This is a genomic window from Pseudomonas sp. GW456-L12 (assembly GCF_059424045.1).
Genome location: NZ_JBWKZA010000001.1, coordinates 289,478 through 302,162, shown reverse-complemented (window position 1 = coordinate 302,162; position 12,685 = coordinate 289,478). Strand labels below are relative to the sequence as shown.

Genomic DNA, 12,685 nt, shown 5'->3' with positions numbered 1-12,685 from the left:
CATGAGTTCCAACAACAAGAGCACTCCAGGCCAGCGCTTTCGCGATGCGGTCGCCAGCGAACGACCGTTACAGGTAGTCGGCGCCATCAATGCCAACCATGCGCTGCTGGCCAAGCGCGCCGGGTTCAAGGCGATCTACCTGTCCGGTGGCGGGGTGGCGGCCGGCTCCCTCGGCGTGCCGGACCTGGGCATCACCGGGCTGGACGACGTGCTGACCGACGTGCGCCGCATCACCGACGTTTGCGACCTGCCGCTGCTGGTGGACGTGGACACCGGTTTCGGTTCGTCGGCGTTCAACGTGGCGCGCACCGTCAAGTCGATGATCAAGTTCGGCGCGGCGGCGATTCATATCGAGGACCAGGTCGGCGCCAAGCGCTGCGGCCACCGGCCGAACAAGGAGATCGTTTCCCAGCAGGAAATGGTCGACCGCATCAAGGCCGCGGTGGATGCCCGCACCGACGACAGCTTCGTGATCATGGCCCGCACCGACGCCCTGGCGGTGGAGGGGCTGGAGTCGGCCCTGGATCGCGCCGCCGCCTGCATCGAAGCCGGCGCCGACATGGTGTTCCCGGAAGCCATCACTGAACTGGAGATGTACAAGATCTTCGCCAGCCGGGTGAAAGCGCCGATCCTGGCCAACATCACCGAGTTCGGCGCCACGCCGCTGTACACCACCGAGCAACTGAAATCCGTGGATGTTTCCCTGGTGTTGTACCCGCTGTCGGCGTTCCGCGCCATGAACAAGGCGGCGGAGAACGTCTACACCGCGATCCGTCGCGATGGCACCCAGCAGAACGTGATCGACACCATGCAGACCCGCATGGAACTGTACGACCGCATCGACTACCACACCTTCGAGCAGAAGCTCGATGCGCTGTTCGCCCAGAAGAAGGGGTGATGCCGTACTGATGCAAAACCTGTAGCCGCTGCCGCAGGCTGCGATCGGCAGGCACGGCCGCGGCGCGCCTCTCGACGCAGGAGGATCTTCGGTCCTGTCGCAGCCTGCGGCAGCGGCTACAGAAAGCAGTATTGGTTTTGACGATTTGCCGATTCCCTAACAAATTCAAGATTGGAGAGAGCAATGGCCGAAGCAAAAGTATTGAGTGGCGCTGGCCTGCGTGGCCAGGTGGCCGGACAGACTGCCTTGTCGACCGTGGGCCAGGCCGGTGCCGGGCTGACCTATCGGGGTTACGACGTCCGCGAACTGGCGGCTGACGCGCAGTTCGAGGAAGTGGCCTACCTGCTGCTGTACGGCGAGCTGCCGACCCAGGCGCAACTGGACGCCTACACCCGGAAGCTGAGCAAGCTGCGCGACCTGCCGCAGGCGCTCAAGGAAGTGCTGGAACGCATTCCGGCGGACGCCCATCCGATGGATGTGATGCGCACCGGCTGCTCGTTCCTCGGCAATATCGAGCCGGAACAGGATTTCTCCGAGCAGCGCGACAAAACCGACCGTCTGCTGGCCGCCTTCCCGGCGATCATGTGCTACTGGTACCGCTTCAGCCACGACGGCAAACGCATCGATTGCGTGACCGACGAGCCGTGCATCGGCAGCCACTTCCTGCACTTGCTGCACGGCAAGAAACCGAGCGAGCTGCACACCAAGGTGATGAACGTGTCGCTGATCCTCTACGCCGAGCACGAATTCAACGCCTCGACCTTCACTGCCCGGGTCTGTGCCTCGACCCTGTCGGACCTGTACTCCTGCGTCACCGCGGCCATCGGTTCGCTGCGCGGCCCGCTGCACGGCGGCGCCAACGAGGCGGCGATGGAGATGATCGAGCGCTTTGCTTCGCCGGAAGAGGCGATCAAGGGCACCCTCGGCATGCTCGAGCGCAAGGACAAGATCATGGGCTTCGGCCACGCGATCTACAAAGACAACGACCCGCGCAACGAGGTGATCAAGGGGTGGTCGAAAAAGCTCGCCATTGAGGTGGGCGACAAGGTGTTGTTCCCGGTTTCCGAAGCCATCGACAAGACCATGTGGGAGCAGAAGAAGCTGTTCCCCAACGCCGATTTCTACCATGCCTCGGCGTACCACTTCATGGGCATCCCGACCAAGCTGTTCACCCCGATTTTCGTCTGCTCGCGCCTGACCGGCTGGGCCGCCCATGTGTTCGAACAGCGCGCCAACAATCGCATCATCCGTCCAAGCGCCGAGTACGTCGGCGTTGAACAGCGCAAGTTCGTGCCAATCGAACGTCGCTGACCGGTGGCCGCTGTCACTGGCTGAACCCGAAGCCCTGTAGGAGCGAGCTTGCTCGCGAAGACGGAATGACATTCAACATCTATGTCGACCGTTACACCGCTATCGCGAGCAAGCTTCGCTCCTACAGAGGGCGGTTCAGTGCCGGTGCCAGCACCACCTTTTGCAATCACCGTGACCGAGTCCTGACGATGAACACTGAATTTCGTAAACCGTTACCCGGTACCCGACTGGACTACTTCGACACCCGCGCGGCTGTCGAGGCGATCCAGCCCGGCGCCTACGACAGCCTGCCGTACACCTCGCGCGTGCTCGCGGAAAACCTGGTGCGGCGCTGCGATCCGGCGACCCTGACCGCGTCCCTGAAGCAACTGATCGAGCGCAAGCGCGACCTCGACTTCCCGTGGTTTCCGGCCCGCGTGGTGTGCCACGACATTCTTGGCCAGACCGCCCTGGTGGACCTGGCCGGCCTGCGTGACGCCATCGCCGACCAGGGCGGCGACCCGGCCCAGGTCAACCCGGTGGTGCCGACCCAGTTGATCGTCGACCACTCGCTGGCGGTGGAGTGCGGCGGCTTCGACCCGGATGCGTTCGCCAAGAACCGCGCCGTGGAAGACCGGCGCAATGAAGACCGTTTCCACTTCATCAACTGGACCAAGAAGGCCTTCAAGAACGTCGACGTGATCCCGCCGGGCAACGGCATCATGCACCAGATCAACCTGGAGAAAATGTCCCCGGTGATCCAGGCGCGCGATGGCGTGGCCTTCCCCGATACCTGCGTCGGCACCGACAGCCACACCCCGCACGTGGATGCCCTGGGCGTGATCGCCATCGGCGTCGGCGGCCTGGAAGCCGAAAGCGTGATGCTCGGCCGGGCGTCCTGGATGCGCCTGCCGGAAATCGTCGGCGTCGAGCTGACCGGCAAGCTGCAACCGGGTATCACCGCCACCGATATGGTGCTGGCGCTGACCGAATTCCTGCGCAAGCAGAAGGTGGTGGGCGCCTACCTGGAGTTCTTCGGCGAGGGCGCTGCGGCGCTGACCCTGGGCGACCGCGCGACCATCTCCAACATGGCCCCGGAATACGGCGCCACCGCGGCGATGTTCTACATCGACCAGCAGACCATCGACTACCTCAAGCTCACCGGTCGTGAAGACGAGCAAGTGCAGCTGGTCGAGACCTATGCCAAGCAGGCCGGCCTGTGGGCCGACAGCCTGAAAAATGCCCAGTACGAGCGCGGCTTGCAGTTCGACCTGTCCTCGGTGGTGCGCAACATGGCGGGCCCGAGCAACCCCCACGCCCGGGTGGCGACCAGCGACCTGGCGGCCAAGGGCATCGCCGGCCAGTGGGAAGAAGTGCCGGGGCAAATGCCCGATGGCGCGGTGATCATCGCGGCCATCACCAGCTGCACCAACACCAGCAACCCGCGCAACGTGATCGCCGCCGGCCTGCTGGCGCGCAACGCCAATAAACTCGGCCTGACCCGCAAACCCTGGGTCAAGTCGTCGCTGGCGCCGGGTTCCAAGACCGTGGCCATGTACCTGGACGAAGCGGGCCTGACCAGGGAGTTGGAGCAATTGGGCTTTGGCGTCGTGGCCTTCGCCTGCACCACCTGCAACGGCATGTCCGGCGCGCTGGACCCGGTGATCCAGAAAGAGATCATCGACCGCGACCTGTATGCCACCGCAGTGCTTTCGGGCAACCGCAACTTCGACGGGCGCATCCATCCATACGCCAAGCAGGCGTTCCTCGCATCGCCGCCGCTGGTGGTGGCTTATGCGATTGCCGGGACCATCCGTTTCGACATCGAGAAGGACGTGCTGGGCCTGGACGCCAACGGCAAGGAAATCCGCCTCAAGGACATCTGGCCGAGCGACGAAGAGATCGACGCGGTGGTCAAGGCTTCGGTGAAACCGGAGCAGTTCCGCAAGGTGTACATCCCGATGTTCGCCATTCATGAGGACACCGGGCCCAAGGTCGAGCCGTTGTACGACTGGCGTGAGATGAGCACCTACATCCGCCGTCCGCCGTACTGGGAAGGCGCCCTGGCCGGGGTGCGCAGCCTGACTGGCATGCGCCCGCTGGCAGTGCTGCCGGACAACATCACCACCGATCACCTGTCGCCGTCCAACGCCATCATGCTCGACAGCGCGGCCGGCGAGTACCTGGCGAAAATGGGCCTGCCGGAAGAGGACTTCAACTCTTACGCGACCCACCGGGGCGACCACCTGACCGCGCAACGCGCGACCTTCGCCAACCCGAAACTGTTCAACGAAATGGTCCAGGAAGGCGGCAAGGTCAAGCAGGGTTCGCTGGCGCGGATCGAGCCGGAAGGCCAGGTCACCCGGATGTGGGAAGCCATCGAGACCTATATGCAGCGCAAGCAGCCGCTGATCATCATCGCCGGCGCCGACTACGGCCAGGGTTCGTCCCGTGACTGGGCGGCCAAGGGCGTGCGCCTGGCCGGGGTGGAAGCCATCGCCGCCGAAGGCTTCGAGCGCATCCACCGCACCAACCTGGTGGGCATGGGCGTGCTGCCGCTGGAGTTCAAGCCGGGCACCGACCGCAAGACCCTGGGCATCGACGGCACCGAAACCTTCGATGTGGTGGGCGAGCGCAAGCCGCGCGCCACGCTGACCCTGGTGATCCAGCGCAAGAACGGCGAGCGGGTCGAGGTGCCGGTGACCTGCCGGCTCGACACCGCCGAAGAGGTGTCGATCTACGAAGCGGGCGGGGTGTTGCAGCGCTTTGCCCAGGACTTCCTCGAATCGGCTGTGGCCAGTTAAGTGACGTACCGGGGGCGGGCCGCAAGGCGCCGCCCTCGGTCTTTATCAGGACCGAAAACTCATGGCTTTCGTAGCGCAAATCAAGATTCCCGCCACCTATATGCGGGGCGGCACCAGCAAGGGTGTGTTCTTCAGCCTGCAGGACCTGCCCGAGGCGGCGCAGCTGCCGGGCGCGGCCCGCGATGCCTTGCTGTTGCGGGTGATCGGCAGCCCCGACCCGTACGACAAGCAGATCGACGGCATGGGCGGCGCCACGTCCAGCACCAGCAAGACGGTGATCCTGTCGAAAAGCATCAAGCCCGGCCACGACGTGGATTACCTGTTTGGCCAGGTGTCCATCGACAAACCTTTCGTCGACTGGAGCGGCAACTGCGGCAACCTGTCGGCGGCGGTCGGTTCCTTCGCCATCAGCAGCGGCCTGGTGGATGCCGAGTGCATTGCGCAGAACGGCGTGGCGGTGGTGCGTATCTGGCAGGCCAATATCGGCAAGACCATCATCGCCCACGTGCCGATCACCAACGGCGCGGTCCAGGAAACCGGTGATTTCGAGCTGGACGGGGTGACTTTCCCGGCGGCCGAAGTGCAGTTGGAGTTCCTTGACCCGGCGGCCGAGGAAGAGGGCGCCGGTGGTTCGATGTTCCCCACCGGCAACTTGGTGGACGACCTGGAGGTGCCGGGCGTCGGGACTTTCCAGGCCACCATGATCAATGCCGGGATCCCGACGATTTTCATCAACGCCCGCGACATCGGCTACAGCGGTACCGAGCTGCAGGGCGATATCAACGGCGACCCCAAGGCGTTGGCGATGTTCGAGACCATCCGCGCCCACGGCGCGCTGCGCATGGGGCTGATCCAGAATCTGGATGAAGCGGCCAAGCGTCAGCACACGCCCAAGGTCGCCTTTGTCGCGCCGCCCGCGGGCTACCAGGCTTCCAGCGGCAAGGCGGTGCAGGCCGCGGATGTCGATCTGCTGGTGCGCGCGCTGTCCATGGGCAAGCTGCACCACGCGATGATGGGCACCGCCGCGGTGGCCATTGGCACGGCGGCGGCGATCCCCGGGACCCTGGTCAACCTGGCGGCCGGCGGCGGTGAGCGCAGCGCGGTGCGTTTCGGCCACCCGTCGGGAACCCTGCGCGTCGGCGCCGAAGCCGTGCAGGACAACGGCGAATGGAGCGTGACCAAGGCCATCATGAGTCGTAGCGCGCGGGTCTTGATGGAAGGCTGGGTACGTGTGCCCGGCGACGCGTTCTAAATCATAAACGGCCCCTGTAGGAGCGAGCTTGCTCGCGATAGCGATACCACTGTCGACATCGATGCCGACAGTTCATCCGTCATCGCGAGCAAGCTCGCTCCTACAATGGGGTGAATAAAAAAATAACCCGATCAGCCTGACCTTGAGGATGCAACCCAACCCTTGATGGAGTGAACTGCCCATGAGCGCCAATGTTGATCTGAACGAACGCCCCGATTACGACCAGGTCCTGCAGGACATCGCCGACTACGTTCTGAACTATCGGATCGAGTCACGCGAGGCTCTGGATACCGCCCGCAACTGCCTGATGGACACCCTCGGCTGCGGCCTGCTGGCCCTGCGCTTTCCGGAGTGCACCAAGCACCTGGGGCCGATAGTGGAGGGCACGGTCGTGCCGTTTGGTGCGCGGGTGCCGGGCACCCGCTTGCGCCTGGACCCGGTCAAGGCGGCCTGGGATATCGGCTGCATTGTCCGTTGGCTGGATTACAACGACACCTGGCTCGCCGCCGAGTGGGGCCATCCTTCCGACAACCTCGGTGGCATCCTCGCCGTGGCCGATCACCTGTCGCAAAAGCGTGTGGCCAATGGCGAAGCGCCGCTGACCATGCGCGCGGTGCTCGAGGCCATGATCATGGCCCATGAGATCCAGGGGGTGATTGCCCTGGAAAACTCCTTCAACCGGGTCGGCCTCGACCATGTGCTGCTGGTGAAAGTCGCCTCGACCGCGGTCACCGCCAAGTTGATGGGGGCCAACCGCGAGCAGTTGCTGGCGGCGCTGTCCCATGCCTTTGTCGATGGTCAGGCGCTGCGTACCTACCGCCATGCGCCGAACGCCGGTTCGCGCAAATCCTGGGCGGCGGGGGATGCCACCAGCCGTGGCGTGCGCCTGGCGGATATCGCCCTGCGTGGCGAGATGGGCATCCCGGGAGTGCTGAGCGCGCCGCAGTGGGGCTTCTACGACGTGCTGTTCAGCCACACCAACAAGGACCTGGCGCTCAAGCCCGAAGACCAGCGCCGTTTCAGCCTGTCGCAGCAGTACGGCAGCTATGTGATGGAAAACGTGCTGTTCAAGATCAGCTTCCCGGCCGAGTTCCATGCGCAGACCGCCTGTGAAGCGGCGGTGACCCTGCACCCGCTGGTGCGCAATCGCCTGCACGAGATCGACAGGATCGTCATCACCACCCACGAATCGGCGATCCGCATCATTTCCAAGGTGGGCCCACTGGCCAACGCCGCCGACCGCGACCACTGCATCCAGTACATGACCGCCGTGCCGCTGGCGTTCGGCAACCTGGTGGCCGAGCACTATGAAGACGGCTTCCATGCCGCCCACCCGATCATCGATCAGTTGCGCGAGAAGATGCAGATAGTCGAAGAGCCGCGCTACACCCGCGAGTACCTGGAGGCCGACAAGCGCTCCATCGCCAATGCGCTACAGGTATTTTTCAAGGATGGCTCGAGCACCGAGCAGGTGGTGGTGGAATACCCGATTGGCCATCGCCGGCGTCGCGCCGAAGGCATTGCGCTGCTGGAAGACAAGTTCAAGGCCAACCTGGCCACCCGCTTCACGGCCCAGCGTTCAGCGCAGATCTTTGCCCTGTGCAAGGACCAGGCGCAGCTGGAAGCCACGGCGGTGCACCGGTTCGTGGACCTGTTGGTGATTTGAGGGCAGGACGGACCGTTGGTCTGATCGCGAGCAAGCTCGCTCCTACAAGATCTTGTAAGCCATGTAGGGGCAGCCGGTCGACGCTCGATTACTCGCAATAGCCTTCTATTGCTCAGATAACGCTACTTGAAGCGCCGCTCGACGCCTTTTTCCACGAGGATCTTCGCCGAGATCTCTTCCACCGAGAAATGGGTGGAATTGATGTGCGGAATGTTCTCGCGGCGGAACAGGTTTTCCACCTCGCGCACTTCGAACTCGCACTGGGCGTAGCTCGAATAACGGCTGTTGGGCTTGCGCTCGTTGCGGATGGCGGTAAGCCGGTCGGGGTCGATGGTCAGGCCGAACAGCTTGTGCTGGTGCGCGCGCAGGGCCGTCGGCAGCTGCAGGCGTTCCATGTCGTCTTCGGTCAGCGGGTAGTTGGCGGCGCGGATCCCGAACTGCATGGCCATGTACAGGCAGGTCGGGGTCTTGCCGCAGCGCGACACGCCGACCAGGATCAGGTCGGCCTTGTCGTAGTAGTGGGTACGGGCGCCGTCGTCGTTATCGAGGGCGAAGTTCACCGCCTCGATCCGCTCCATATAGTTGGAGTTGCCGCCAATGGAGTGGGACTTGCCGACCGAGTACGACGAGTGCTCGCTCAACTCCAGCTCCAGGGGGGCGAGGAAGGTCGAGAAGATGTCGATCATGAAACCATTGGACGTCGCGAGGATCTCACGGATGTCCTGATTGACGATGGTGTCGAAGATAATCGGGCGAAATCCGTCCTTTTCGGCGGCGATGTTGATTTGTTGTACCATGGCCCGCGCTTTATCTACGCTGTCGATATACGGTCGCGTGATTTTGCTGAAGGTAATGTTTTCGAACTGCGCCAGGAGGCTCTGGCCGAGGGTTTCAGCGGTGATGCCGGTACCGTCGGAGATAAAGAAAGCAGATCGTTTCATTTGCACCTTGGGCCTTAAGCTAGTGACGAATCTTGGATATGATAGGCGCGATTTGCCGGCCTCCAATGGCCCGCATTCTCACTTATTTTCCAGGTCCAGGCCATACAGCTGGCAAGCGCTCCCCCGAGCAGCCGGCTTCTGAGCTTTTCCAACACAGTTAGTGGAGAGATCACCTTGGTAGAGTACGTAGTTTCCCTCGATAAGCTCGGCGTCCATGATGTAGAGCATGTGGGGGGCAAGAACGCATCCCTGGGCGAGATGATCAGTAACCTTGCAGGCGCCGGTGTATCCGTCCCTGGAGGCTTTGCCACGACGGCCCAGGCCTATCGTGATTTTCTCGAATTGAGCGGTCTTAACGACCAGATCCACGCCGCGCTCGACGCCCTGGACGTCGATGACGTGAATGCCCTGGCCAAGACCGGCGCGCAGATCCGTCAATGGATCATGGAAGCCGAGTTCCCCGAGCAACTGAATAGCGAAATCCGCACCGCGTTCGCCAAGCTGTCCGCGGGCAACCCTGACATGGCCGTGGCCGTGCGCTCCTCGGCCACCGCCGAAGACCTGCCGGACGCTTCCTTCGCCGGCCAGCAGGAAACCTTCCTCAATATCCGTGGCGTCGAGAACGTCATTCGCGCCGCCAAGGAAGTCTTCGCTTCCCTGTTCAACGACCGCGCCATTTCCTACCGCGTGCACCAGGGCTTCGACCACAAGCTGGTCGCCCTGTCTGCCGGCGTGCAGCGCATGGTGCGTTCGGAAACCGGTACCGCCGGCGTGATGTTCACCCTCGACACCGAGTCGGGCTTCCGTGACGTGGTATTCATCACCGGCGCCTACGGCCTGGGTGAAACCGTCGTTCAAGGTGCGGTGAACCCGGACGAGTTCTACGTCCACAAGGGCACCCTGCAAGCCGGTCGCCCGGCCATCCTGCGCCGCAACCTGGGCAGCAAGGCGATCAAGATGATCTACGGCGACGAAGCCAAGGCCGGTCGCTCGGTCAAGACCGTCGACGTCGACAAGGCCGATCGCGCGCGTTTCTGCCTGACCGATGTCGAAGTCAGCGAGCTGGCCAAGCAGGCGATGATCATCGAGAAGCACTACAAGTGCCCGATGGACATCGAATGGGCCAAAGACGGCGACGACGGCAAGCTGTACATCGTCCAGGCCCGTCCGGAAACCGTGAAGAGCCGCACCCAGGCCAACGTCATGGAACGTTACCTGTTGAAGGAAACCGGCACCGTGCTGGTGGAAGGTCGCGCCATCGGCCAGCGCATCGGCGCCGGCAAGGTGCGGATCATCAAGGACGTGTCGGAGATGGACAAGGTCCAGGCCGGCGACGTGCTGGTATCCGACATGACCGACCCGGACTGGGAACCGGTGATGAAGCGCGCCAGCGCCATCGTTACCAACCGTGGCGGCCGTACCTGCCACGCCGCGATCATCGCGCGCGAGCTGGGGATTCCGGCCGTTGTCGGTTGCGGCAATGCCACCGAACTGTTGAAAGACGGCCAGGGCGTGACCGTGTCCTGCGCTGAAGGCGACACCGGTTTCATCTTCGAAGGCGAGCTGGGCTTCGACGTGAAGAAAAACTCCGTCGACGCCATGCCGGAGCTGCCGTTCAAGATCATGATGAACGTCGGCAACCCGGACCGCGCCTTCGACTTCGCCCAGCTGCCGAACGCCGGTGTGGGCCTGGCCCGCCTGGAGTTCATCATCAACCGCATGATCGGCGTGCACCCCAAGGCGCTGCTGAACTACGCTGGCCTGCCCCATGAAATCAAGGACAGCGTCGACAAGCGTATCGCCGGTTACAACGAGCCGGTCGGTTTTTACGTCGACAAGCTGGTTGAAGGCATCAGCACCCTGGCTGCGGCGTTCTGGCCGAAAAAGGTCATCGTGCGCCTGTCGGACTTCAAGTCCAACGAATACGCCAACCTGATCGGCGGCAAGCTCTACGAGCCGGAAGAAGAAAACCCGATGCTGGGCTTCCGCGGTGCTTCGCGTTACATCAGCGAAGCCTTCCGTGACTGCTTCGAGCTCGAATGCCGCGCCCTCAAGCGCGTGCGTAACGACATGGGCCTGACCAACGTCGAGATCATGGTGCCGTTCGTCCGCACCCTGGGCGAAGCCAGCCAGGTGGTGGATCTGCTGGCTGAAAACGGCCTCAAGCGCGGTGAAAACGGCCTGCGCGTGATTATGATGTGCGAGCTGCCTTCCAACGCGATCCTGGCCGAAGAGTTCCTCGAGTTCTTCGACGGCTTCTCCATCGGCTCCAACGACCTGACCCAGCTGACCCTGGGCCTGGACCGCGATTCGGGCATCATCGCGCACCTGTTCGACGAGCGTAATCCGGCGGTCAAGAAACTGTTGGCCAACGCTATCGCCGCCTGCAACAAGGCCGGCAAATACATCGGTATTTGCGGCCAGGGCCCGTCCGACCATCCGGACCTGGCCAAGTGGCTGATGGAACAGGGCATCGAAAGTGTCTCGCTGAACCCGGATTCCGTACTGGAAACCTGGTTCTTCCTGGCCGAGGGCCAGAGTGCGGTCTAAGCGGAATGAAGCCTCGGCCAGCCTTCGGGCTGGCCGAGGCTTTGAGATTCAAGTAGGGCGGGCTCCATCTGGAAGCCGCCCTTTTTTGTGCAAGAGCATTATGCAAAGCAGCAGCAACCTGTTTCCCGTCGCCTTGATCAGTGCCGAACGTCGAGGCGACCTGAGTGAAGACGTCTACCGCCTGAAGCCCGGCAACAGCCCGGACGCCACAGTCGAGCTGGCCGTCACCCGCCTGGGGATGGCGGACGAGCCCGAATCCCGCGGTGTCCCGGTGATCCTGCTGCACGGCAGCTTTTCCAATCGGCGCTTCTGGTATTCGCCCAAGGGCATCGGCCTGGGCGCGTATCTGGCGCGCATGGGTTTCGATGTATGGATCCCCGAGATGCGCGGTCACGGCCTGTCGCGACGCAATGCCGACTACCGCAAGAATCGCGTCGCTGACTATGCGCAATACGATCTGCCCGCCATCGGCGCCTTCGTGCGGGAACAAAGCGGCCAGGTTCCGCACTGGATCGGTCATTCCCTGGGCGGCATTACCCTGGCGGCGGCCCTGGGCGGCCAGTACCTGGGAGAGCCGGCAGTGGCGTCGGCGGCGCTGTTCGGCTGTCAGGTCAGTCGCACCTATTGGCCATTGAAAATCCCGGCGGTGGAGTGGGGCGGTCGATTCATTCTCAAGCGTTTTGCCCAGTTGTCTGGCTCGCGACTCAAGCGCGGTCCCGAGGACGAGCCCATTGGCCTGGCCCTGGAAGGCATGCGCTGGTACGGGCTGTTCGGGCGTTTCGGCGATGGGCAGAAGGACTGGTGGGCCGGTTTGTCCGATGTTTCGCTGCCGGTATTGGCGGTGAGCGCGGCCGGGGATCATCAGGATCCGACCTGGGCTTGTCGCAAGCTGTTTGACCAGTTGAGTTCCGAGCATAAGCAGTTTGTCTGCCTGGGACGCGAACAAGGGTTCAGCGGCAATTTCGGCCATGTGGAGATGCTGGTGAGCAAAGCGGCCCAGGCTGAAGTCTGGCCTTTGGTCGCGCGTTGGTTGAAGGATCAGCAGAGCCCGTTGTTGGCGTCGGGCACCGAACTGGCTGCCGCCAGCTGAGTTCAGAAGGCTCTGACAAGAGCATTTCGTTCCGATGCGCTTGCGGCTAAGATATGACGCGTTGAGCGGTTCCGGTCACATTCGGTCGCCGGTCAAGTATTCTGTTCGTGCCGCCGAGCCTGCTGAAATTGGCGTATGGTGAGGGCTGGCTGAAATGTTAAACATTCTCCGTCTGCCCTCGTATCACTCAGCAT

At 63.1% G+C, this 12,685-nt stretch carries 8 protein-coding genes; 7 read left to right on the top strand and 1 reads right to left on the bottom strand.

Going from position 1 to position 12,685, the window contains the following annotated elements:
• Position 1: 1 nt before the first annotated feature.
• The 5 genes from prpB (at position 2) to prpD (ending at position 7,910) form a co-directional block, all read left to right on the top strand.
• Positions 2–898: a methylisocitrate lyase gene (prpB, locus tag AC07Y9_RS01545; RefSeq protein WP_009042912.1), complete on the top strand. Its 897-nt coding sequence runs from the start codon at positions 2–4 to the stop codon at positions 896–898.
• A 183-nt stretch (positions 899–1,081) separates the two neighbouring features.
• Complete coding sequence (gene prpC, locus AC07Y9_RS01540) at positions 1,082–2,209, top strand: bifunctional 2-methylcitrate synthase/citrate synthase (RefSeq protein ID WP_087088669.1); 1,128 nt, start codon at positions 1,082–1,084, stop codon at positions 2,207–2,209.
• A gap of 188 nt (positions 2,210–2,397) precedes the next feature.
• Positions 2,398–4,992 (top strand): Fe/S-dependent 2-methylisocitrate dehydratase AcnD, encoded by a 2,595-nt coding sequence (gene acnD, locus AC07Y9_RS01535; protein ID WP_102678871.1) that lies wholly within the window; start codon positions 2,398–2,400, stop codon positions 4,990–4,992.
• 61 nt (positions 4,993–5,053) lie between these two features.
• Positions 5,054–6,244, top strand: a complete 1,191-nt coding sequence (gene prpF / locus AC07Y9_RS01530) for a 2-methylaconitate cis-trans isomerase PrpF (RefSeq protein WP_102678790.1) — start codon at positions 5,054–5,056, stop codon at positions 6,242–6,244.
• 181 nt (positions 6,245–6,425) lie between these two features.
• Complete coding sequence (gene prpD, locus AC07Y9_RS01525) at positions 6,426–7,910, top strand: 2-methylcitrate dehydratase (protein ID WP_102678791.1); 1,485 nt, start codon at positions 6,426–6,428, stop codon at positions 7,908–7,910.
• 122 nt (positions 7,911–8,032) lie between these two features.
• Here prpD and ppsR read toward each other — a convergent pair whose 3' ends face one another.
• The gene (ppsR, locus tag AC07Y9_RS01520; RefSeq protein ID WP_007927505.1) at positions 8,033–8,851 is read right to left on the bottom strand and encodes a posphoenolpyruvate synthetase regulatory kinase/phosphorylase PpsR; all 819 of its coding nucleotides are present in this window, start codon (positions 8,849–8,851) and stop codon (positions 8,033–8,035) included.
• Positions 8,852–9,025: 174 nt separating this feature from the next.
• Here ppsR and ppsA point away from each other — a divergent pair, with 174 nt between their 5' ends.
• Complete coding sequence (gene ppsA, locus AC07Y9_RS01515; protein ID WP_102678792.1) at positions 9,026–11,401, top strand: phosphoenolpyruvate synthase; 2,376 nt, start codon at positions 9,026–9,028, stop codon at positions 11,399–11,401.
• Positions 11,402–11,501: 100 nt separating this feature from the next.
• Entirely contained in the window at positions 11,502–12,491 is a 990-nt protein-coding gene (locus AC07Y9_RS01510; protein ID WP_007927509.1) for an alpha/beta fold hydrolase, read from the top strand.
• Positions 12,492–12,685: the final 194 nt, after the last annotated feature.

What these genes read in the sequence shown, in the direction of transcription:
- prpD (WP_102678791.1), top strand. Translation starts at nt 6,426, where the DNA reads ATGAGCGCCAATGTTGATCTGAACGAACGCCCCGATTACGACCAGGTC.
- prpC (WP_087088669.1), top strand. Translation starts at nt 1,082, where the DNA reads ATGGCCGAAGCAAAAGTATTGAGTGGCGCTGGCCTGCGTGGCCAGGTG.
- acnD (WP_102678871.1), top strand. Translation starts at nt 2,398, where the DNA reads ATGAACACTGAATTTCGTAAACCGTTACCCGGTACCCGACTGGACTAC.
- prpF (WP_102678790.1), top strand. Translation starts at nt 5,054, where the DNA reads ATGGCTTTCGTAGCGCAAATCAAGATTCCCGCCACCTATATGCGGGGC.
- ppsR (WP_007927505.1), bottom strand. Translation starts at nt 8,851, where the DNA reads ATGAAACGATCTGCTTTCTTTATCTCCGACGGTACCGGCATCACCGCT.
- AC07Y9_RS01510 (WP_007927509.1), top strand. Translation starts at nt 11,502, where the DNA reads ATGCAAAGCAGCAGCAACCTGTTTCCCGTCGCCTTGATCAGTGCCGAA.
- prpB (WP_009042912.1), top strand. Translation starts at nt 2, where the DNA reads ATGAGTTCCAACAACAAGAGCACTCCAGGCCAGCGCTTTCGCGATGCG.